This is a genomic window from Streptomyces cavernae (assembly GCF_004023625.1).
GTDB lineage: Bacteria > Actinomycetota > Actinomycetes > Streptomycetales > Streptomycetaceae > Streptomyces > Streptomyces cavernae.
Genome location: NZ_RPDJ01000028.1, coordinates 96,990 through 118,003, shown reverse-complemented (window position 1 = coordinate 118,003; position 21,014 = coordinate 96,990). Strand labels below are relative to the sequence as shown.

Annotated in this window: 22 protein-coding genes and 1 pseudogene; 12 read left to right on the top strand and 11 right to left on the bottom strand. The window is 69.2% G+C overall.

Going from position 1 to position 21,014, the window contains the following annotated elements; translation table 11 throughout:
• Window positions 1-6: 6 nt before the first annotated feature.
• Together EF387_RS33190 and EF387_RS33185 are read right to left on the bottom strand one after the other, a co-directional pair.
• Entirely contained in the window at window positions 7-687 is a 681-nt protein-coding gene (locus EF387_RS33190; RefSeq protein ID WP_128380369.1) for a nucleotidyl transferase AbiEii/AbiGii toxin family protein, read from the bottom strand.
• Window positions 684-1,022, bottom strand: a complete 339-nt coding sequence (locus EF387_RS33185) for a hypothetical protein (protein ID WP_238431838.1) — start codon at window positions 1,020-1,022, stop codon at window positions 684-686. Before EF387_RS33185 ends, EF387_RS33190 begins: the two co-directional genes overlap by 4 nt.
• A 159-nt stretch (window positions 1,023-1,181) precedes the next feature.
• On the opposite strand from EF387_RS33185, the gene EF387_RS47170 reads away from it, so the two are divergent.
• The 4 genes from EF387_RS47170 to EF387_RS33170 all read left to right on the top strand — a co-directional run bounded on the left by EF387_RS47170 (window position 1,182) and on the right by EF387_RS33170 (window position 4,178).
• Window positions 1,182-1,823 (top strand): hypothetical protein, encoded by a 642-nt coding sequence (locus EF387_RS47170; RefSeq protein ID WP_162467252.1) that lies wholly within the window; start codon window positions 1,182-1,184, stop codon window positions 1,821-1,823.
• Window positions 1,709-3,010, top strand: a complete 1,302-nt coding sequence (locus EF387_RS33180) for a hypothetical protein (protein ID WP_162467251.1) — start codon at window positions 1,709-1,711, stop codon at window positions 3,008-3,010. Before EF387_RS47170 ends, EF387_RS33180 begins: the two co-directional genes overlap by 115 nt.
• 88 nt (window positions 3,011-3,098) lie before the next feature.
• Complete coding sequence (locus EF387_RS33175; protein WP_128380367.1) at window positions 3,099-3,545, top strand: hypothetical protein; 447 nt, start codon at window positions 3,099-3,101, stop codon at window positions 3,543-3,545.
• 210 nt (window positions 3,546-3,755) lie between these two features.
• Window positions 3,756-4,178, top strand: a complete 423-nt coding sequence (locus EF387_RS33170) for a hypothetical protein (RefSeq protein ID WP_128380366.1) — start codon at window positions 3,756-3,758, stop codon at window positions 4,176-4,178.
• Here the strand turns inward: EF387_RS33170 and EF387_RS33165 are convergent, their stop codons facing one another.
• The 5 genes from EF387_RS33165 to EF387_RS33145 all read right to left on the bottom strand — a co-directional run bounded on the left by EF387_RS33165 (window position 4,179) and on the right by EF387_RS33145 (window position 10,471).
• Window positions 4,179-4,925, bottom strand: coding sequence for a class I SAM-dependent methyltransferase (locus tag EF387_RS33165; protein WP_128380365.1), 747 nt, complete (start codon window positions 4,923-4,925; stop codon window positions 4,179-4,181).
• Between the two features lie 279 nt (window positions 4,926-5,204).
• On the bottom strand, window positions 5,205-5,627 hold the full coding sequence (locus EF387_RS33160) for a hypothetical protein (protein ID WP_128380364.1): 423 nt from the start codon (window positions 5,625-5,627) through the stop codon (window positions 5,205-5,207).
• Between the two features lie 51 nt (window positions 5,628-5,678).
• Window positions 5,679-7,073: a hypothetical protein gene (locus EF387_RS33155; protein WP_128380363.1), complete on the bottom strand. Its 1,395-nt coding sequence runs from the start codon at window positions 7,071-7,073 to the stop codon at window positions 5,679-5,681.
• A gap of 114 nt (window positions 7,074-7,187) precedes the next feature.
• Window positions 7,188-8,009: a DciA family protein gene (locus EF387_RS33150; RefSeq protein WP_128380362.1), complete on the bottom strand. Its 822-nt coding sequence runs from the start codon at window positions 8,007-8,009 to the stop codon at window positions 7,188-7,190.
• On the bottom strand, window positions 8,006-10,471 hold the full coding sequence (locus EF387_RS33145; RefSeq protein ID WP_238431837.1) for a hypothetical protein: 2,466 nt from the start codon (window positions 10,469-10,471) through the stop codon (window positions 8,006-8,008). Before EF387_RS33145 ends, EF387_RS33150 begins: the two co-directional genes overlap by 4 nt.
• A gap of 1,164 nt (window positions 10,472-11,635) precedes the next feature.
• Between EF387_RS33145 and EF387_RS33140 the strand changes: the two genes are divergently transcribed.
• Window positions 11,636-12,277 (top strand): hypothetical protein, encoded by a 642-nt coding sequence (locus EF387_RS33140; protein WP_128380360.1) that lies wholly within the window; start codon window positions 11,636-11,638, stop codon window positions 12,275-12,277.
• Between the two features lie 44 nt (window positions 12,278-12,321).
• Here EF387_RS33140 and EF387_RS33135 read toward each other — a convergent pair whose 3' ends face one another.
• The 4 genes from EF387_RS33135 to EF387_RS33120 form a co-directional block, all read right to left on the bottom strand.
• Window positions 12,322-13,245, bottom strand: coding sequence for an FAD-dependent oxidoreductase (locus EF387_RS33135; RefSeq protein ID WP_128380359.1), 924 nt, complete (start codon window positions 13,243-13,245; stop codon window positions 12,322-12,324).
• On the bottom strand, window positions 13,242-13,805 hold the full coding sequence (locus tag EF387_RS33130; protein WP_162467250.1) for a cysteine hydrolase family protein: 564 nt from the start codon (window positions 13,803-13,805) through the stop codon (window positions 13,242-13,244). Before EF387_RS33130 ends, EF387_RS33135 begins: the two co-directional genes overlap by 4 nt.
• Window positions 13,806-13,833: 28 nt before the next feature.
• Window positions 13,834-14,997, bottom strand: a complete 1,164-nt coding sequence (locus EF387_RS33125) for an XRE family transcriptional regulator (protein WP_128380358.1) — start codon at window positions 14,995-14,997, stop codon at window positions 13,834-13,836.
• 162 nt (window positions 14,998-15,159) lie between these two features.
• Window positions 15,160-15,918 carry a GntR family transcriptional regulator gene (locus EF387_RS33120; protein WP_128380357.1) on the bottom strand — a complete coding sequence of 253 codons (759 nt, stop codon included), beginning with the start codon at window positions 15,916-15,918 and terminating at the stop codon, window positions 15,160-15,162.
• Window positions 15,919-16,403: 485 nt separating this feature from the next.
• Between EF387_RS33120 and EF387_RS33115 the strand changes: the two genes are divergently transcribed.
• From EF387_RS33115 to EF387_RS33090, 7 genes and pseudogenes are all read left to right on the top strand, one after another.
• On the top strand, window positions 16,404-17,237 hold the full coding sequence (locus EF387_RS33115) for a hypothetical protein (RefSeq protein WP_238431836.1): 834 nt from the start codon (window positions 16,404-16,406) through the stop codon (window positions 17,235-17,237).
• A 14-nt stretch (window positions 17,238-17,251) separates the two neighbouring features.
• The gene (locus tag EF387_RS47165) at window positions 17,252-17,689 is read left to right on the top strand and encodes a hypothetical protein (RefSeq protein WP_162467249.1); all 438 of its coding nucleotides are present in this window, start codon (window positions 17,252-17,254) and stop codon (window positions 17,687-17,689) included.
• A gap of 344 nt (window positions 17,690-18,033) precedes the next feature.
• On the top strand, window positions 18,034-18,552 hold the full coding sequence (locus EF387_RS47160; RefSeq protein ID WP_162467248.1) for an ATP-binding protein: 519 nt from the start codon (window positions 18,034-18,036) through the stop codon (window positions 18,550-18,552).
• Window positions 18,553-18,742: 190 nt separating this feature from the next.
• Entirely contained in the window at window positions 18,743-19,000 is a 258-nt protein-coding gene (locus EF387_RS33105) for a WhiB family transcriptional regulator (protein ID WP_128380354.1), read from the top strand.
• Between the two features lie 160 nt (window positions 19,001-19,160).
• Window positions 19,161-19,346: pseudogene (locus EF387_RS49785) on the top strand (DUF5999 family protein); the annotation flags it as partial.
• Between the two features lie 299 nt (window positions 19,347-19,645).
• Window positions 19,646-20,620: a hypothetical protein gene (locus EF387_RS33095; RefSeq protein ID WP_128380352.1), complete on the top strand. Its 975-nt coding sequence runs from the start codon at window positions 19,646-19,648 to the stop codon at window positions 20,618-20,620.
• 41 nt (window positions 20,621-20,661) lie between these two features.
• The gene (locus EF387_RS33090; RefSeq protein WP_128380351.1) at window positions 20,662-21,000 is read left to right on the top strand and encodes a hypothetical protein; all 339 of its coding nucleotides are present in this window, start codon (window positions 20,662-20,664) and stop codon (window positions 20,998-21,000) included.
• Window positions 21,001-21,014: the final 14 nt, after the last annotated feature.

Genomic DNA, 21,014 nt, shown 5'->3' with positions numbered 1-21,014 from the left:
ATCGTTTCAGCCGTCGTCCTCGTCCTCTTCCTCGGCGTATGGTTCGGCCAGACGCAGTCCGAGGTCGTCCTGCCAGTCCCGGACCCACGCTCGCAGCTCGGCGATGCGGTCGGGGGTCATGTCGTACGCGGCGTACTCCTGGTCGGAGGTGAAGTCGACCGCTTCGAGTCGTCCGTGCAGTTCCTCGAGGTCGAACTCTTCGTCGTGCTGAGCGCCCAGACGCTCGAGTTCACCGATCGTGTAGAGGTCGCGTGCGCTGAAGACGTCGATGACGTCCCGAGGGAAGCCGCGGTCGTGCAGGGCACGGACCTTCAGGCCAACGGCATCGTCCCGGGACAGCGTGGGCCCGGCGTCCGTCTGCGCGGGAGGTCTGTGGAAGATCTCTTTCAGAATGTCGAGCTCGCAGGCTTCGCCGGTGGCCGCGTCGGTGGCAAGCAGACGGGCCATCCGAGGGGCGACCTCGACGACGTGGATCGCCCAGCCCTTGTCCTCCAGGCCAGCGGCGACGGCGCCGGTGATCTCGTGCAGGCTTGCCGATGCGTCGGTGGCCAGGTCCAGGTCCTGGCTGGTTCGGCTCACGAGTTCGTGAGCCTGGATCGCGTAGCCGCCGGCGAGCACCAGCCGGTAGGCATGGCCGCTGTCCAGGGCGTCGCTCAGCAGACGTCGGTGCAGTTCCGGGAGTCTCATGCCGCGGCGGCGGCCACCAACTCGGGAAAGCGCTGCTCCCAGCATGTGCGTACGGGCTTGCCCAGGGCGATCCGCAGCCGTGGCCAGTGCCTGACGAGCAGTTCGGCGTTGAGGTAGCCGATCAAGTCGTCGTGCAGGCCGTTCGTGAGCACGATGCGGTAGAGGCCCAGCAGCAGCTGCTCGTCGCCCACCTCGAAGCGCCTGAGCCCCGACCACGCCAGATGCAGAGGAAGCTCCACCACCCCGCTCGCGGGGCCGGACAGCTCCTCAAGATGCGCGGGCAGACGCTCGGCCACATGAGCCCAGCGGGAAGCGGCGGCATGGTCCACGGTCACAAGGTCAGTATGGCCCCCGGTGACGGGACCCATCACCCATCGGCGGAAGTGAACCAGCCGCCCGCGTTTCCGGCCAGCACCCGCCGCAGCCGCCAGACAACGGCCTGACCTGCTCCTATCGAACCGTCTACTCGCAGATCTATCGTTGACCATGGACGATTGGGGGTCGTCGTAGTGCGCGACACACGGCTGGTGCAGACGGCAGTGATCGGCGACGAGCACTCGGATGTGCCTGTCGTCCTGCCGACCGAGGCCATCGAGCTGGACGGGTTCCGCCACGCGCACGCCCACGACACCTTCTGGTGCGGGCTCCTGCTGGGCGGCTGCGGCGCCCAGCTCGCCCACAAGCTGTACGTTGACCGGCAGTGCCACTTCCAGCACTTTCCGCAGGTCAACGGCACCCCGCACGCTTGCCGGAGGCCGAAGGTCGGCGAGTCCAGCGCCGACCACCTGTATGTGAAGGCGGCCATGTCCCGGTCCCTGCTCGACCATGGCCTGGCCGGCCGGTTCGCCTTCCTGCCACCGATCGGGTCGCTGCTGGACCTGGACCTCGACGACGGCGTCGCATTGCGCGTCTACATGGACGGCACGGTGCCACCCGACTGGGCAGGCGACCGGATCCCCGTCCTAGGCCCCGGCGTAATGCCGGAGCCGGGGTGCTCTCCCGGTGCCCATACGTGTACCGGGTGCGGTGCGAGAGCAGCGGAGCCAGCCGCCAGGTCTGGATCGGCACCCAGAGCCTGGCCCACCCCACGGAATGGATCCCCCTCGCCGACTGTGCCTGGACCGACGACGGCCTGATCACCCCGACCGCCACCGAGATCCTCCGCGACCGCCCCTCCCCCACCGCCCCGGCGGCCGACAGGCACCACGCGGGAACCCTGCCGGAAAACGTCACCCGCTTCATCCGAGGCCTGGAGGCAGCCCAGCGCACCGGCACCGTCGAACACGTACGACGGCTGTGCGACGGCAGCGGCCCCTTCCTCGAAACCCTGGCCCCCGCCGTCCGTGCCGACGCCGAGCAGGCCCTGGCCGAGGCCCGGTCCTGGCTTGCCGGCCACGAGGACTATCAGCAGCGCGTCTTCGCCGACCTCGCCCAGGCCGTCTCCGAGAAGCGGGCCTGGGACGTACGCTCCCAACTCCAGACCGCCACGGCGCTCACCCGGCGCGGCGCCAGCCCCGCCGAGCAGCGCATCCTGACCGCGGCCCGTGCCTTCCTCCGCCAGCAGGACCATCTCTCCGATCCTGGCGCGGCCCGGACCGTCCTCCACCCTCTCCTGGCGCCGCGCCCCAAGCGACGCCGCAAACCGAAGGCAGCACCCAGGCCACAGCAGGCGCCGACGGAGAAGAAGGAGAAGGGGAAGGGGAAGAAGGAATCGAACAGTGCCCGGACGGAACGGCGCGAACGCAGTGCAGCCGTACGCCAGGCCCGGACGATCCTGAACCGCCTCCAACGGGGGGACCGCCTCCCCGCCGATGAGCAGCGGAAGCTGACCGACGAACTCGCCACCGCGGTGCAAACCGCCGGCGACTGGCTGTCCGCCGGCGAGCGGCAGCAGGCCAGGTCCTGGATCAAGAAGACGTCCCAGGCGAAGAAGCAGGCCCAAGCCCGTGACCGCCAGGGGCGCCGCGAGCTCCCGCCGGACGTCCTCGAATCCGCTGCCGCCGCTGTGCGCGGGGCGCTTAAGAAGACCGCCCGCGAGCAGACCACCACCACCTGGTCCCGGCTCAGGCAGCAGCTCGGCTCCGCGCTCCCCCACATGACGCTCGCCGACCGCGTCGAGGTCCTCACCCTCGTCGACCGGACCACGCCCGCCGACCAGGCACTCCTGTCGTCCCTCGTCGCCGCAGGAGACCCGGACATGATGACGTCCTACCGCAAGGTCGCCGGCGAGCTGGGGCTGGACGTCCCCGCAGACGACAATGACCTGCGCGACATTCTCGAAGCCGACGTGCACCAGGTTCACCACCACTGGCGCCGCCAATAGCCCATCCGTACAAGGCAATTGCCTGGATGCGCTTGTACGCTGGCGGGCGCCGTGGCGGGGCGGCGGTGCTTCTCGCTACCGTCGCCAGATGACCTTCAATGATGCGTTCGCCGCCGACTTACGACCGAGCGAGGCTCCGACCGGCGTGATCGTCAGTGCATTGCGCTGGGACATCCTGAACGAGTGGGTCCGGTACCTGAACGACGACAAGCACCCGGACAAGACGGCTGAGATGGCGTACGTCTGGGGCTTCATCAACCGGGATTTCGGCGGCGACGCGCTGCGGTGCCTGTGGGGCAAGCACGAGACCAACTACCCCATGTTCGCCGAGGCGGTGTGGCTGCTGCACCGCGAGTTCAGCGAAGGCGCCGGATCAGACCATCATCCTCTCTTCGCCGACCTGCCGCCGATCCCTGCCAACGTCCTGTTCCGAAAGATCGCGAACTCGTCCGCGGTGGCCTTCCGGAAACTGACCGAAGACCAGATGCTTGAGATCCTCCGCAAGGCACCACAGGACTACGCGGCAATGCGGTAGGCCCACCCGAGCCGCCGACGGCCCCGCTCTGGAGTTCGCCTGATGGGCGGGGCCGTCCATGGCTCTCGCCAGCCGCGCCGGGGTCCTGACCCGCGTCGGCTAACCGCGCCCGACAGGTCTGCCCACCGGGACGGCCAGCCTCACCAGGCTGCGCCGCGGCGGATGCCAGCATGAGAGCGATCACCCCGTCCGACGCCCGGGAGCCGTCGCATGTCATCCCGTGTTCCGTTCCGCATCGCCTGCTGCCTGTGCGGCAAGAACATCCCGCTCACCCAGGACATCTACGCCCTGGACCAGGAATGGGAACGGCGCTACCCAGCCATGCTAGGAACACTCGCCTGCCCCAAGTGCGCTCTCACCACTTCGTGGAGCTGCACCGCACGCGACGGCAGCTTCGTCGACGGACACATCCCTTCCGCCAAAGGCACCGACTTCGACGCGTGGAGCCACATCCTGGGCAACGGCACCCACCGTGCGATGGTGCTGTCCTACCCGCGATCCGGCCTCCTCCAAGGCGCCGAGGCGTACCTGCGCACCGCCGCCGAGCGCCGGACCACTCATCCGAAGGTGGCCGCGCAATTGCGCGCCGCTCTCCACACACAGGCCACGTCGCCGGCCTGCAGCGACCTCTGATCAGGACGGGCGGTGCGCACTCACCAGCAGCGTGTCGGCGGTGCGTGTTCCTTCGGTGGTGGCGGGGAGCACGTTGACGGTGATCTCGGTGAGTCCGGCGTCGTCGAGCAGCTTGGTCCACACGTGCTCCTGCAACACCCAGCGGCGCATCGTGGCTTCCTCGCCGTCCGGCGTCTTCGCCAGCACATCGGCTGCGACCACACCCGGTTGAGCAGGCGCCCCGCTCAAGTAGTGGGCGAGCGTGGCGAACACCAGCCGCCCGCGCGGCCGCAGCGCGGCGGCCGCCGCCGGCAGCAGCTCGTGCGGGTCGGCGAAGTCGATGGCGCCGAAGACGCTGTACAGCACGTCGTACGTGCCCCGCATTGCGTGCAGGTGAGACACCACGTCGGAGTGCACGATGTGCAGGCGCGGCGCGAGATACCTGTACAGGTCGGTCGCCATGGCGTACTGGGCGGGTGAGGCGTCGACCGCGGTGACCCGGGCTGGCTGGTGCTGAACCGCCAGGTGCGCGGCGTGCCTTGCAGCCCCGGCGCCAAGGTCGCCGACACGGCGACCGATCAGGTTGCCCAAGACCTCCGCGCCGGGTCCGGAGTCCTGCCCCCAGGCCCAGTAGAAGCCGTCCGGAACAGCACGGTCACTGGCGGCGCGTGCACGGCCATAGTGGTGCCAGAGGTCTGCGGTGCTGGTGGTCCCCCGCCCATCGTGGCGGCCGAGGGCCGGCGGCGGGCGGCTTCGACGAAATGTCACCCGGGGGGCATGCCGAGGGGCCCCGGCCGTCTCGCCAGAGCCCCCAGGTGACCGCACTACGGCATGGTCAGTGCGAGTCGTTGCCCGGGTGGCACGGCCCGCACTCGGCGGCGTCCGCCCACAGCGACAGGTCGACCTCCCAGCCGTCGGCGGCGACGATGTGCGCCGGCGCCCTCGCCCCGGACATATCGGGCGTCAGACCTGTCCTGCGCGGAATGCAGCACCGATCTGCGGCATGAACCCCGCAAGGCCAGCGCCCTCGTATCTCTTGACGGGAGCTCAGTTTCCGAAAGCTGGTCTGTCGTCGAAGGGGAGGGCGGTCCACTGCCCTCTCGGGAGCGAGAGAGCGTGGGCACCGGGGTGCTGCTGAGGGTCAAAGACCTCCCACTGCGGCGAGATGTCGTCCGCGAGCGGCGTAGAAGCGGTGTGGTGACGGGTGCAGTGCTGGGCCGCGTACTGCTCGGCGAGGTGGTCAGGCACCTGGGTGGCGCGTACCCAGAGCAGGCCGCTCTCGGTGGGGAGCCCGAGCAGGGACTGCTGCCAGGGGGTGAAGCTGGGCAGCTTGGTCACACAACGCCCACCGCTCTGGTTGCGGATCACGCAGCGGATGCTGGGAAGGCCGGGCATGAACATCAGCTGACCACTCAGCAGGTAAATCTCACCGGGCTCGGTGTCCGGGGTCGGAAGCTCGGGGGGTTCCATCAGGCCCTTTCTGCTTGGGCGGCCAGAGCCGCCGTTTCGTGCAAGCCCCCGTCAGACGGCGGACTCGCCGGCGGGCCGGAGACGGTCGAAGTAGTCCTTCAGGACTTCCTCGCTGAGTTCTCCGTCCAAGTTCAGCGCGCTTCGCAGGGCCTTCACGGTGGCCTCGGGGGGAGTGCCCCATCGAGTGTGCGCGGCACGCATGATCTCGCCGATCGTCCAGTGGGCTGAGTCGGGGTGGTGCCGGACGAACCAGTCGAGCATCTTCGCCACCGGGATCGTCAGGTTGAGGTCCCACCAGTAGGGCTCCTGGGCCGCCTTCTTCCGGTCCTTCGCGTCGCGGAGCTCGAGCATCTGACCGAAGTCGTCGAGGACGGCATGCCGGATCGTCGCGCCGAGGATGTCGGTCGGCAGAATGCGGTCCAGGCTGACCGCGACGCTCCACGCCAGATTGTCGGCGACCTCCTTGACCGACGCCTCGTTACGCTGGCGCAGGATCCACCGCTTCCGGACGTCCGGGCGCTCCCAGAGAGTGTTGAGGAAGTCGTTGGCGAACCGGTCCCGGACCTCGGCGGCACCTGGTGACAGGGCGTGGCGATCACCGGCGGACATGGCCGCCCGCACACCTTCGGCGGAGCGCCGGCGTGCTTCCACCCAGTCCTCGGCCACCGGCCGCGACCACTGCGCGCGGCCACCGACGGTCGCCTGCGGCAGCGGTACGTCGCTCTCCCGGCGCGAGATGTAGGACCGCAGGGTGGAAGCGCTGATCTCCCCCATCGCGGCCATTTCGGGGATTCCCAGCAGCTGGTCGCCGGACAGCTCGGGGCTGGCCACGTTGACGACGCACCGTTCCAGTGGCAGTGCGTTCTCCTGCTGCGCGTGCAACTGCCCCCACAGGGCCAGGTGGTCGAGCCAGTTCGCCAGCGCCGACGCCTCGCGGTCGAAGGTGGCGACCTTCAGCACATGCGCGCGGGAGGGGTTCGCGCGGCCGTCAAGCATGTCGGCCGCGGTGACGGTCACCGCGGCCTGAGCCTTGCGGCGCTCGTAGTCCTGGCTGACCGGGTCCCAGATCTGGCCGGGCCGGTACCAGGTGGTGCCGTCCCACCAGTAGCCGCCCGCGCGGTACAACAGCGGGTCCCCCGCCCAGTCGCTGTGCAGGGACGAGGTTCCCTCTCCCATCAGGATCACGGTCCGGCCGTGCTGGGGGTGGTAGCGGATGGACCAGGCGAGGCTGTGGTTGATGGGGTCGGTGGTGAAGGCGCGCCATCCGTCGTTGGAGCGGTCGAGGTCGAAGCGCCCCCACGTGCCCTGAGCCTCGTGGCGGCCGACCGCCTCGATGGCCTCGGGGCCTTTGTCCAGCGGGAGATGGGAGTCGTCGACGAACGGCAGGCCCGGGACCGGGTGATCGGTTCGGGTGCCGTTCGCGAGGGGACGGAAGTAGTGCGACAAAGCGTTGCCCTTCTTTTCCCGGCGAGTGCTGTGTTTCTAGTACAGCACTTCCGTGCCCGCTTCTACAACGAATCAAAGCCCTTTAGTACAGCGGTATTTGGCCAAGTTGTGCGTTCATGCCGTACGCCGGTCAGACCGGGTCTGGTCACCAGCTGCGGTACTGCCGCGTTGGGCGCGCTCGGCGCGGGCGCGGCGCAGCGCCTGGGCGTGCGTGGCCTTGGCTTCGCGGCGGCGCTTGGCCCGGGTGTTCTCGATCGAGTCCGGGTCCGGATCGGGGAACGCACGCCGGCTGAGCTCGCGCAGGGCGCGGGTCTGTGCCTCGATCGCCTCGGCGATCGCCGGGTCGACGTGTCGCTCGGGCCGAACTGCTTGGTGAGCGGCGAGCGCCTGGTGATAGCCGTCGGAGGCGGTCGCCCGGGTGCGCACTGGTCCGGCGGGCGCGGTCGGGACCGGATCCGGGTCGGCGGCCGCCGTGGCAGGGCCGGTCTTTCCGAGTCCGGGCGAAAGGACGTTCAGGGTGCGCACGTTCGCGCCGCGCACCGTCGTGTTGGCCGCCTCGATCAGCTTCGGCGCGCTCCAGCGCAGCTTCGTGCCGTACGCGGGGGCGTCGGGGGCGACGTCCAGGCGGCCGGTGTCCGCGTCGAACCCCACGGCCTGGACGTGACCGGCGAGTTCGGGCGCGGCCGCGGCGAGGACGTCGCCGAACTGGGCGAGGACGCTGCCGCCGGCGGCCGGGGCGACCATGCCGCGCTCGGTCATCATCATGGTGATCGCCGTGCCGAGCCCGAGCGGCTCTCGGCCGTCGCGCCGCACCACCTGCGTCCGGGACCGCCTCGGCTTCGCCTTCTGAGTGCTGCCGCCGTTCTTCTTCGCCGCCTCCCGGGCCGCGGCCAGGGCCTGGCGCGCGAGGTCGACCCCGCTCACCTCTCCGGTCACGCGATCACCATCCCGGCCATCTCGCCGTCCAGCGGTCGCGCCGCGAGCTCGGTCAGCCGGGCCGACCACGGCGCGGGCGCAGCCGTCTCGGTGCGATCCGCCGTCCGCTCGCGCAGCTGCTCCAGCCGGACCGTGAGCAGGTACTCGGCAGTGCGTTCCCGGGCGGCTTCGGCTGCCGTTGTCGCGGCGGCGACCGCGTCCGCGCCGTTCGGGTTCGCGCGGAACCACCTGCGGTTTTGCTCGGTCTTGTACGCCCGGCGGGCTTCCTCCTCGGCCTCCGGAGTGCTTCCCAGCCGCCCGAGGGCGCTGCTGCGGTACTCCGGCAGGGCCTGCTGTACGGCCTGGAGGGCGTTGAAGGCCAGCACGGATGCCGCCGCGACCGGGTTCGTCTCCAGCTCGCCCGGTTCCATCAGCTCCAGGAACTGCAGGTGGGCGGTCTCGATGTCGGCTTCCAGCGTCGAGCGGACGTGCGCGGCCACCGCGGCGACGTCGGCGGCGTCGTCCAGGTCGGCCGCCCAAGTGGCCGCGACCAGCCCGGCCTCCGTGATCGCCGCCTCGGTCCGACGCCGGAGACCGCACGCCTCGCACAGCCCGGCCGACCGCTGCTGCCCGCAGTCCTCGCACGGCAGCTCCTGGCGCGCGGCTTCGGCGGCCGCCGCCTCCTGGCGCTCGTGCTCCCCCCGCTCCCGGGCAGCCGCACGAGCCGTCTCCCGCCGGGCCTGCTCCGCGCGGGCCTGCTCCCGGCGCCACACGAAGTCCTCCGCCTCCGCCTCGGCGTGCTCGCGCAGCCGGTCCTCGAGGACCTGGCGGCGCTTTGCCTCGCCGATGCCGGGCAGCTCCCGGTCGATGTCGGCCGCGATCCGCACCCGGCGGGCACGGCGGATGTGAATCACGTTCCCGCAGTTCGCGCAGTCGCCGCCAGTGTCCAGCCGGATCCCGTCGTCGCACCGCACGTCCGAGCAGGCCGGCCGCTGCACCAGGCCCCGCCTAGTGATCCAGCCGAACGGGCTGCTCACCCGCGCCTCGCCACCGACCTCCTCCAGCCGGTCGGTGAGCCGATCGGCCAGCAACCGAGGCGCACCCTCCGGCTGCATCAACAGGTCCTTCAGCCGCTCCAGCTCGGCCTTCACGGCCGCCACCACATGGTCCTGCTGCCAGCGGTTCAGCCCCGCCCACAGCCACGCGACCGGCCCCAGAGCCACCCGCAGACCAAGATCATCGGGAAGGTCCACCTTCCCCTGCTGCCGCGTCTTTCCACCCACCACGGCCTTCGGCCAGCCACCGGCCTGTGTCCCGGCAGCACGCTGCCCACCCTGCTCATCGACCGCGGACTTGCCAGGCTTTTCCCCGCGAAGCGGGCCGACCTTCGCCACCGGCAACGCAGACTCGACAGTGGAGTGCTCGCCATCCGGGGCCTGATTCTCGCGCACGCACACGCGCTCCGGCCGACGGTCCTCACCCCCACGGCCTTCGCCGGAAAAACCCCCAGAGAGCGGGAGAGGAACGACGGGAGTAACCACAGGTGCGTGGTCTGCGTGGAACTCTGCACCACCGGGACGCTCCCGATCCCCCGTCTCCAGGGCCGTCTCGGCACCACAAACCCCAGGCGTACCAAGGGCATTGGCATCCCGGCCAGGAGCAAGATCTCCGACTGCACCATCGGGACGCTGCGAAAACACCGACCCAGAGCCCTGGACAGCCTCCACAGGGGCCACAACACGGCCGTACGCACGGGCGACCGGCAGCAGCATGACCCGGCCACGGCCGCGCATCCGCGTCACCGTCGCCTTCCGCCCCCGGGAGACCACACCGGCCTTCGTCAACCTGGCCAGCACCTTCCGCGCGCCAGACGCCGAGCAGCCCAGCAGCCGGGCCAGCGTCGCCGCCCCGCGCCCCTCCTTCTTCCGCACCGAGCCGCCGCACAGCTGCAGCCAGCCCGACGCCCGCGTGTTCAGCACCATCAGCAGCAGCCCGAGCCGGTCGGTCGCCGCCCCCTTGCCCGTACGGCTAGCCAGCAGCCCCGGAGGTGTCGGCTCCTTGCCCTCCGGCGCCCAACCAGGACCGAACAGCGCCTCCAGCAGGCGCAGCAGCACTGACAGCTCCACCTTCGACAGCGCCAGCGGATCAGCCGCTCCCCCGCCCTGGTGCGCCCGCCACAGTGGCATGACCAGGCAGTCCAGCCCGACCGGGTGCCCCTCATCGTTCGTGACCATCCGGGTGTGTAGAGCCTCGGCCTCCCGCAGCACCGGCAGCACGTCGTGATGGACCGTCGACTCCGACATGCCCAGCCACCGGCCCAGCTCCGCACCCCAGATATACGACTGCAGATCGTCCTTCCGGCCTTCCGGCGCCCGCGACTTCGCGTACAGCACCACCGCCGCCAACCGCGCCGCGTCCCCGAGCCCGGCCAGCGACTCATCCGCCAACAGCGCCCGGATCGCAGCCAGCAACCGCAGTCGCATACTCCGACCCAACCGCAGCGCGTCATCTAGGCCCCCGCCCGGTAGCAACCGCAGACCACCCCGCCGTGAGGGAAGCTCCGGAGCGTCGACCACGGAAGAGTTGATGAACGCCGGCGGCACCGCGGCCGATGCCGCAGCGCCGCTCATCCTTCTGCCCCCGGAACAGGCACGGTCAGCCGCACCGGGGCCACGACCCTGCCGAGGCCCCTTCTGCCCAGGACGGCCCGCACCTCGATCGCCAAACGACCACGACCAGCCCAGCCGAACGCGAGCGGATGCCCCGGACCACGCTTCACAACCGGATCAGCGGTCTCCGGAACAGTACGTAGCCAACGCAGCCTCGAAGATTGGTGGCCGACAGACATAGACCCAGCGCACCGGGCACCCCAGAGAAACCGCGCACGGGATGCCGCGCCAGTCGGCTCGCATGGCGAAGTGGTCGGCTGATGGGAAAACTGTGACGCGGAAGACGGCGCAAAATGCGCCAACCGGGCATGGATGGGCTGACAAAGGGCAGCACGATGCTGCAACATAGTCGTGCCTCTCTTCTTCAGGGAGGAGGGCATGAAAAAGGCGCCTTTGGCGCTGGTTCGCGGAGAACCAAGATCGAACTGTTCGGCCGGCGGCTAACCGGACGGACAATCCCTTCAGGGGGTCGGCAAACCCTCTGGTGGCAGATGGGACGCTGTAGCCGAGGTGACGGCTAATCACCTGGGTGGCCGGGCGTCCCGGCGGCTCGAAGACCCGTTCAACGGGCGCCGCCGCAGACGACTACGACATCTCGCCCCCTTCCGGGGCGGAGGTACGCCCGCAGCCGGATCGGCGCGGGAAGACAAAGAAGGCACCCAGCCGGAGCGACGGACGAGCCATCGCTGCCACGGCGAGTGCCTTGGTGTGTGTCTGTCGGAGGGTACGGGTACCCTGCATCATGTCGTGACCTTCCCTGGATAGGTCAGCGGCCGTGCCCCGGAGCACCACCTCGCGGGGCTTAACCATGTCTATGTCGATCTTATTCACGGACACGGTACCCCTCTGAGATCCCACAACGACACCCCGGTACCCCTCGTGTCGCCAATCGACGAGCGGGTCCTGACGGAGCGCCAGGACCCGCAAATAACCCGCCCTGCTCCACACCCGAAGCACCATCCGGGCATGATTAGTGGTATGCACGCGACGCGGAAGCCCAGGAACGACGATCACCTCGACGTGGAGACCTTCGCTCACCCTGAGCAGCAGCGCCGCTACACCGCGGCCATGAACCGGATCGCCGCAGAACGCTGCCCCGGCAATCCGGTCCGCATCTACGTCAGCGCCAGCCCCAAGACGGTCAATGACTGCAATTGGGAGCGATGGCTCAAGCGCATTACCGAGGACCTGCCCGACGGAGTCGAACTCCTCCACTACCGCTCCGCCTTCGGGGAATCCGCGTACGACTGGGACACGCTCGCAGATCAGCTCGACGGACTCGTCGTCATCGGACGACCCAAACGACTCGGCAGTCGCGTCCACGTCCTCGGCCCTGTTGCCCGCCTCGAACTCCGATCGCTGGTCGCGAAGAAGCCCGTCTTGCTGTTCACCCACAACCTCGGCCTCATCCCGGTCGTCGACTGCATGAGCCAGGTCATGCCCCCGGCCGACGCGCCGCGGCTCAAGCTCATTGCGCCCAAACGGTGGAACCGTGACTCGCGCACGCTCCACGCTGCCCTGAACGCCCTTCGGCCAGCTGGCCTCGCCAGGCAGGAGCCTGTGCCGCGCCGAAGTACGCAGGCTCACCTGGGGGCTCCGTTCGCCGTCGGCGCGAGCTGACCGCTGATGGCGGGTGCATCGTGGTGCCCAGCCTTTCGGGAGGGTCATCGAACCCCGCCCCCACTGGGCAGCGCGGTCTCGTAGTAGTAGGTGAGCACGGCCTCGGCTGCCGATCCTTGTGCGGTGGCTATGCGCTGGTAGCGCGCCGACCGGAGGTCGCCGGCGATCCAGATGCGCCGGTGCTGCCTCTCTGGTGGGCAGTAGCCATCTTCACCAGAAACGAGCCCAGTCACAGCCGCCGGCTTGTTGCCGAGGTTATTGAGCACCGATGTGGCGGCGTAGATGGTCTTGGCCCCATCGTGGCCTTCCACCTCGACTGTCCAACCGCCGCCGTACGAGGGCTTGGTAATCGCGGCGTGCGAGATGGGCACGAGCCGTACGCGATCGTCGGCCTCGACTTCGGCCGCCTTGTATGCGTCGGCCGGTGGGCACAGCACGTGCAGTGTGGTCTTCACATCCGGGTGCGCTCGCAGCCAGGTTCCGAGTGGACGATCCGCCCCGAGGACGTACGTTCGCGCGGTGAGGTCCTGCGGAGTGGCGCGCCAGAGCGGTGGAGCGGAGAACTCGGCGGAAGCGGTAATCCATGCCGCGTCGGACGGCGCCAAGTCGGTCACGCCCGTGGCGACCACGATGAACTCCGTAGTGAGCACGCGTCCGTCGTCGAGGGCGAGTTCTGCCCGGTCGTCGTGTCCACTTACCCTCGCGGCGATGCCCTGCACGACCGTGCATCGCCCGGCCTTCTCCAGGCGTTCAAGGTCCACGGCCAGGGCCTTGGCGAGCTGGGGGCCGGTCGACCAGCTGCCCGGGACGTTCTCCAGGGCTCCGATCCTGTGCAGCTTGCCGCCCACCGGGCCGGCCTCCACGACCATGGTCCGCAGGTTGAGGCTGGCCGCCATGACTGCGGCCGCCACCCCGGCCGGGCCGGCGCCGACCACGAGAACGTCCGTGTCGCGTGACCGTGTGTTCACGACTGCGCCTCCGGGATTCCGTGGATTCGTGACAGGACGACGTCACTGGTGAGTAGGTGGTCCGTGCCGATGTTTCGGGCCGCCATTAGCAGCGCCGCGTCGTGGTACTGGGGCCCTCCGGTGGAGGCGCAGGCGTCAGTGACGATCCACGGCCGGAAGCCATGGTGATAGGCGTCTCGGGCCGAGTCGTACACGCACGCGTCCGTGTCGATGCCGCACAGCACCAGGTCGGTCCATCCCGCGTCCCGAATGAGCTGGGCGCCCTCGGGCGTGAAAACGGATGCCTGGTCCTTGTCGATGACGGCGGCCGCGGTATCGGCGAACGGAGCGAGCTCGGCGGCGAGAGCCTGCTCCTCGGGAGAGCGCAGCCGAGTCCAGCCGGTGATCGTTTCGTACGCCGAACCTGGTGTGTTGTGGAACCGGGTCAGCACCACGGGTGCGCCCGCTGATCGCCAGCCCTCAACGAGCCGCGCGATCGCGGGGAGCACACTACGGCTGTGCTGGTTGACGAAGCCCTGCTGTACGTCGATGACCAGCAGCGCTGTCGAACGAGGGTCCACCCAGTCCCGCCTTCCATATGTATGTCTGTTATGGGTTGCTGTCTCGCAGTGCGTCCTGTGCGGCGCGCAGCCGATCAGGAAGTTCACTCGTGGCGAGGATCGCCTCGCGCATCACCCGATGCTGGGCGGTCTCCGTCGGCCTTGCGGTGGTCAGCCGCACGTATGCGCCGCGCAGGAAACGCCACCCGTACGCCGGGGGCATCACCGGGTCGTGCCCTTCCTCGATCACGCGCAGGATGTGCGACGACAGAGCCCACAGCGCCTGGACATCCAGCTCTAGGGCAACGATCTGGCTTGTCGTCAGGGCACGTTCGTCCGGCTGGGGGTGATAGGAAACCCCAGACCAGCCAGCTACTCCCCGTGAGGCACCGCCGTCGAACGCCACCGCTTCCGGATGTGCCCAGCCATCGCGGAACTTGGCGTCTTCAACACCCGCTCCGAGAGGCCTGATGTTCTGTGGGTCCTGGCGGTTGACCAGGACCGACGGGGTGGTCAGCAACTGCAAGGCCGGATCGAGCCCTGCTTTCGTCCAAGAGTGATCACGCAACTCGTACACGGACAGGACGTACTCCGGATCCGGTGACGGATCAACGGCTCCGGGGCTGCACTGCTCCAACAGGCGCGTCATGCGCTGGCCGGTCCAGGCCCGATCCGTCAGGTACGACCGGTACCGCCACAGCGCCAACTCGGTTAGGGAGTCAACGCGTTGGTGTTCTTCCAGGAGCGCCAACGCGATCCCGCAGGCAAAAATGTGGACTGTGGAGGCATGCGCCGTCCGATGCTCCCCTGGGAGAACCCGCTGCTCAAGCCCTCCGGGGCCCGACGGCCGGGGCGCCCCGGCAGCGTAGAGCGAGCCGAGTCGATCGCCTAGGTACACCGGCAGGAATTTGTACGAGACAACGGTGCATGGTGCTGGCTGGGCTGCTTCAACCCCAGCCGCGCCAACAGGTTCCCCGCGCAGTGCCGCGAGCCGGAAGCGGAACGCTTCCTGCTCTTCCGGCGTACACCGGGCGAGCGCGGCATCAAGGATCTGTGCCATATGGGGACGGCATTCGCGAGTTGGGTCCTCTTTCCAGTGCGAGACCGTCCGGGGGCTGATGCCGAGGTCGTCAGCGAAGTCGCGGACGGACTGGCGCTTCACGGACCGCAGCAGCAGCCCCTCTTCACCTGTCCACTGCTCCACAGCGATCACTACACACCCCCAAACGGGTCCTTGACCAGGCAGCAGAGGCCGTATTGCCACGCTAAGTCCACACCACTGCTACGCGGGGGCATCTCGCTCACAGCCCATGCCCCGGAAGCTAGTTGGCGACGGAACCAGCCATTCAGCGATCGGTCGGTAGCCCCCATGTCGTCAGGCGTCGAACTCGTAGTCGAGGACGTACGAAGCCGAATCGAGTGTCATCTCGTTGACCTCAACTACGCGTTGGTCCGCGGCGAACGCCGTCCTGCAGATCTTGAGAACAGGACGTTCGAGGGACATGGCCAGGGCGGCTGCCTCTTTGCTCGTAGGCAGAAGGCACCGGACCTCCTCGCGGAAGTGCACGGGTGCGTGGCCGAGATCGGCGAGTCGCGCGTACACCCCACCCGGCCCGGTATCCGCCTGAGTGATCGCCGACCCTGCCACAAGGCTGTACGGCAGGTACGACGTTGCGACCATGACCGGACGTCTGTCGAGCATGTAGCGCCGCGACCTTGCACAGGCGGCTTCCCCCTCCCCCAGCTCCAACATGCGCTGGATGTGCGCCGGTGGGATGAGTTCCTCGACGGTCACGTGGTCCACGTCCAACGGACGGTTCTCGTCGGCGGCCCAGATGGATTTGCCGCTCCCCCACTGATCCCGCGCCAGGCGCTGAATGCCTCGTCGGCGGATGGGCTGGAATGCCTGGACGAAGAAGCCGGCCCCCTTCCGGGACTCGGCGAGCCCTTGGCTCGCAAGCATGCGGAGAGCTCGTCGGGCGGTCATCGGGGACACGGCGTACTGCTGCGCGAGGAGGCTCTCTCCCGGCAGCCGGTCGCCAGGGCCGTACGTGTCCCCCAGCTCGATCGCTTCCTTCAGTGCGTCAGCGATCTGCAGGTACTTGGGCTGCTCGGCGCCCGGTTCATCCGCCATACGACTCCTCACCTCGCTAGCGATCCTAGGCGCCTCGATGTCTAGCGCCAGCGTCGTGGGCGGCCCAGGTCGCTGATCTGTAAGCCCTTGGCCGTATTTCGATATCGAACCTCTTGACTTCGATAGCGATCATAGCCTCTACTGGAAGCAACTTCGATATCGAAGTGCGGAGAACTGGACTCCGGTCTCGGCGCACTGAGTTGGCGCCGGCTCGTTGTCGGACCTTCGCCCGGAGCCGCCGTAGGCGGGGCCGGTAGGGAACGGACGCAAGTCCCGGTCCCGACGTACGACCAACCAAATAGCGCAGCTACGTCGGAAGCTCTGCGCGCCGGGTGACGAACCACGAGGTCCCTGGCCGGCCCGACGGGAGCTACAGACAGCAGTTGCGCTGCCTGTCCTCCACGATCTGACCAGCAATTCTGTGTGCGGTCGGCTCTTGGCGGGCGGGGAACGCAGCGAGTGTCACACCACCCAGGGAGTTCTTCGTGCGCCCCAGCCCTCTCCCCCCTTACCTCGCCCGCGAGTTGAAGCCACAGGACCTCAATCTCCGCGACGGTGAGAAGCCGATGATCGTGTGCCCTGAGTGCGGAACCTGGCGGTTCTTGAAGCGCAGCATGATCCAGGCGCATCACCCGGGCCAGGAGGACCTGAAGAAGGGAGAGCGGGCGCCGCGCTGCCTTGGCAGTGCCCGGCTGGTCGACTTCTCCGGGCTGACCGTCGAGGAGTGGGGTGCCGCCCTGGTGGAGGGTGACCTTGAGGCTGGGGCGCGACGGAGTAAGCAGCAGTTCAGCAAGCCGACCCCGCCCTCGGGGCAGGCGGTCCACCGCCTGCCCCGTACCACCCAGACGCCGCTTGAGCGTGCGCGTCAGGCGATTGCCCGTCACCAGGTCGACTGCAAGATCTGCTCGGGTGGCAAGAAGTGCCGGATGACCGTGCTTCTGGCCCAACGCGAGGCGGGCCGGGCGGGGTTGGCGGCGCTGGAGCGTGCTCTGCGTGCGGTCGCCCGTCACCGCGTCGGGTGCGACGACTGCCGGCGAGGCGAGTTCTGCCCGCTGGGCTACGAGTTGGCCGAGCGGCGGGTGTGGACGGAAGAGACCCGCGCAGACGTCGTCCAGAAGCAGATCCGCGAGCAGCAGGAAGAGCAGAGCTGGGAGCGCGGCCGCGATCGCCGTCACGCTCGTCGGCGGGCAAGGGACTGGCGTCGTCTGGAGTCCGACGTCCGGCGTACGGACCGCGCCCGCGCGCAGCGCCCGGTGGGCACTGACTCCCCGAACGATCACACCAGCGTCCCGCTGGAACCGATCCACGTCTCGTGCTGACACGGAGGGGCTTCATGGAAATCGTCGAACCCGGTACGTACGACTTCGATCTCGGCGTCAGCTTCCCGACGCCGATGAAGGAGCTGTTTGAGCTCCCGGGCTCCATGGCCAAGGACTCCGAATGGACCACCTTTCGTAGGGCGACCGGCAAGACGACGCTCAAGGATCCGATCGAGAAAGACGCGCTGGCCGAGCGGCTGTCCGCTGAGGCTTTCGAGGACCTGGCCGAGGACGTCACGGTCGAGCGGCTGGAGCTGACTCTCACGTCGGTTCCGACGGTCGAGGAACAGGTGGTCCTCGACTACTTGGCCTGCATCCGGGTCGCCGGCAAGCACGTGGATTCCTGCGTGGCCTGCCAGAACGAGCAGTACTGCGAGGCGGGCGAGCCGATCCTGTACCACTTCGGGCTGGCGTTGGACCGGTACCGGCGCCGCGAGAGCCTCCTCATCTGATCTCCGCGCACCGTGCGACTCCTGTGTTACCTGTGATCGCCGCCTGTGTGACGTGCGGCGATGGCAGGGGGCAGCAGGATCTCTTCAGGTCAGCAGCCCTGCTGGGGTGGCCTCCGCCAGGGAAGGCCACCCCAGCCCGAGAAAACCGAAAAACGAGAACGGCCCCGGGGTGCATCCCGGGGCCGTTGTCGGTCGCTTGTCGTTCATCGCGAGAGGAACACGACCTTGTTGGAGAACATGATGACATCCCCCGGGCCGATCAGTGCGCAGGGGGACGGGAACCCGAGCCAGGAGGACGAGGCGCTGCGCCGCGCCAAGGAGAACGACCAGAGGGGCGGGAGGCGGTGACCGCCACCGTCTACGGCACCGGCACCCTGCACGCCGTGGCCGTGGACGCGAGGCCGTCTCTTCCCGATCCGGTGCCGGACCTGGTGGTGCACGAGTACGAGCGTGGCTTCCGCGCTGACCTGACGGCGTCCCGTGAGGCCGTCAGCGGTGTCCGCGCGCTGACTCGCTCGGTGCCTGCGACGTACGGCACCGACCAGGGCCTTGCCGAGTCCGCCGAGCTGGTGGTGTCCGAGCTGATGGGCAACGCGGTTCGGGCGAGTACGTCGCGCGAGGCGGTTCCGCTGGTCGTCGAGGTGCACGCCGCACCGGTCGGCTCGCCGGGTATCGAGGTGATCGTCCACGACACCGTCTCAGGGCAGCCGAACCGCGGGGATGCCGCGCTGGACAGTGCTGAGGCGGAGTCGGGCCGGGGCCTGGGCATCCTCGAGGCGCTCACCGACCGCTGGTCGGTCGAGCCGTCGACGGAGCCGTCCTTCGCAAAGATGATCAGGTGCCTCGTCAGCCGAGCTGAGTAGCACCGCCGCTGTACGGGTGGGCGGGCGCGCGGAAGGTCAGCCCCCTCCGGCGTTGCCCTCGCGCCCGACGGGGCCGGAGATCACCTCGCGCCCGCCCCCCATCCGCCCGAGCGGGCTCAGCAAGACCCCCAACTTCTGGTGCTGGCCGTCCTGTTGGCTGGCACGCCCATCGATTTCACGGAGGAATCACATGGACTGGCGTCACAACGCGGTGTGCCGGGACGAAGACCCCGAGCTGTTCTTCCCGATTGGTAACACCGGCCCGGCGCTCCTGCAGATCGAGGAGGCGAAGGCCGTGTGCCGTCGCTGCCCGGTCATGGACCAGTGCCTGCAGTGGGCGGTCGAGTCCCGACAGGAAGCCGGCGTCTGGGGTGGCCTGAGCGAGGACGAGCGTCGGGCCATGAGGCGCCGCGCCGCCCGGAACCGCGCCCGACAGGCCAGCGCCTGACCGTCCCGCCACCTGCAGCCCTGCGCTGCCCGGGCGCCACCGGACCAGCCCCTCGTTGGCCCGGTGGCGGCGGAGAACGCAGGGACCAGGCCGCACCAGACCAATGGCGCGGCCTCTCCCGGACCACCCACACCCCTCCGAGATCCCCAGGGAGATCCCGATGGTCGCGAACACCCCGTGCAACCACACGCCGCCCTGCCCGTCCGCCGGCAGCCCCGATCGCGAGGCCGCCCGCGTCACCTCCGGCCACCCGGAGCAGGGATGGAGCCTGCTGTGCAACGGGCTCCTTCTCTTCGAGGACACCGGCGAACTGCTGCCCGACGGACGGGTCATCGCCCCGCACCGGCCCACGGACAAGCTCGCCCTCCAGGGCTCGGTCGGCGGGCAGATGGCTCCGCTCCCCATCCACTTCGCGGACACCAAGGTGCTCCTCGGCGGCACGGCCGGCAGGGGGAAGACCAGCGCGGCCGCGGCGATGCACCGGTTCGCCCTGGCTCCTGAACGCGACTGCACCGACGCTCCTGCGGACCACCCGTCGGTCTGACGGCTGCCTCCCCCGTCCGTCCCGGCCCGGCGCCGGCACGGACGGGGTCGAAGAGAGCCGGACAGCCCGGACGGCACGGCCACAGCTATAAGGGGGAGCACATGCTCCGTGTCATCACGCGCAGCACCCACCGTCGTCTCCAGGATGCGGTGACCGAGGCCGAGAGGATTCCCGGCCTCGAAACCGAACTCGCCGACCTCCGCAGGAAGTTGAGGATCGCGCAGAGCGGGAAGGACGACGCCGCGCGCACGGCCGAGGACCTGGAGGACGCCCGGCAGGCCGGTGCCGAGATCGCGGCGACGCTCACCCAGCCGGACGCCCTGCAGCGCGATGCCATCATCGACATCGCCGCCTCGCTCGTCCGCCACGCCCAGGGCCTCGGTCTCGATGTGAAGCGGCTGCACAGCGGAGAGCCGTACAGCACGTCCCCCACCGCCTCCGTCGAACCGGAGTCACCTCCGGCCGGGGCCGAGAGCGGGGAGAGCGAAGACCTTCCCTACGTGCACGTCTACGTCCACCAGGGGCAGATCCGTTCCGTGCACCGCTGGAGCGAGACTGCTGTGCGCCAGGCCCATGCCGACGGCGCTCCCCCGGAGGGCTGGTGCCAGGACCGCAGCTGCTCCGAGTTGCCCGGGCCGATGCCGTACTCGCTGTACCCGCTGCCTGTGCAGGTGCCGTGGCCGGACCGCAGCCAGGTGCACCTGCTGCTCCACCAGGGCCGGCCGATCGCGGCGTTCGGTACCGAGCAGGCCGCCCGGCGCGACTGCGCCATCACGAGCATGGCCGCCACCGAGCCCGCCCTCGTCACGGTCGTGAGCTGGCCGATCCCGGACAGCCAGTTGTACCCGACGGGCACCGAGGATGAGCACGGCCTGGACGCCGACGCACACCGGCATCACGCCCGGCTGCTCGCGGCCATGGCCACCGGCCGGTGCGCGGCGATGCGCCTCAAGGACGTCGAGCCGCCCGAGGCCTTCCTCCAGCTCTGCTCGAACCTCAGGGCCGCCGCGGTGAAGCTCTCGGTCACCGAGGCCGAAATCGACGAGTACGCCTCGACCTGGGCGGCACTCCTCTGATCGCGACTTCACGGAGATCCGACCACGGAAGGGCATCTGCCATGCCGATCGCGCTCCTCCTCGTCCTGGTGCTGGTCGGCGGCCCCGCGCTCGTCCTGGCCGCCAACCCGAAGCAGCCGTTCTTCCTGCAGCTCTTCGGCAGCCTCCGGTCCGCCGAGCACACCCCCACACCCGAGCAGCGGTACTGGGCTGAGGTCAACAACGACGGGCTCACCAACGACCAGCTGCGCCGCCGGGCCATGCGGCTCGGCGGCACTGTGGGCCTGGGTACCAGCGGCGATGTCACCACGATCGAGGTGAGGGGCGAGAACGAACTCGGCCCGACCTTCTCGATGGTGCGCTACATCCGCGGCAAGGACGGCCTATGGCGGGCCGGGTGACCACCCGCAGGCCC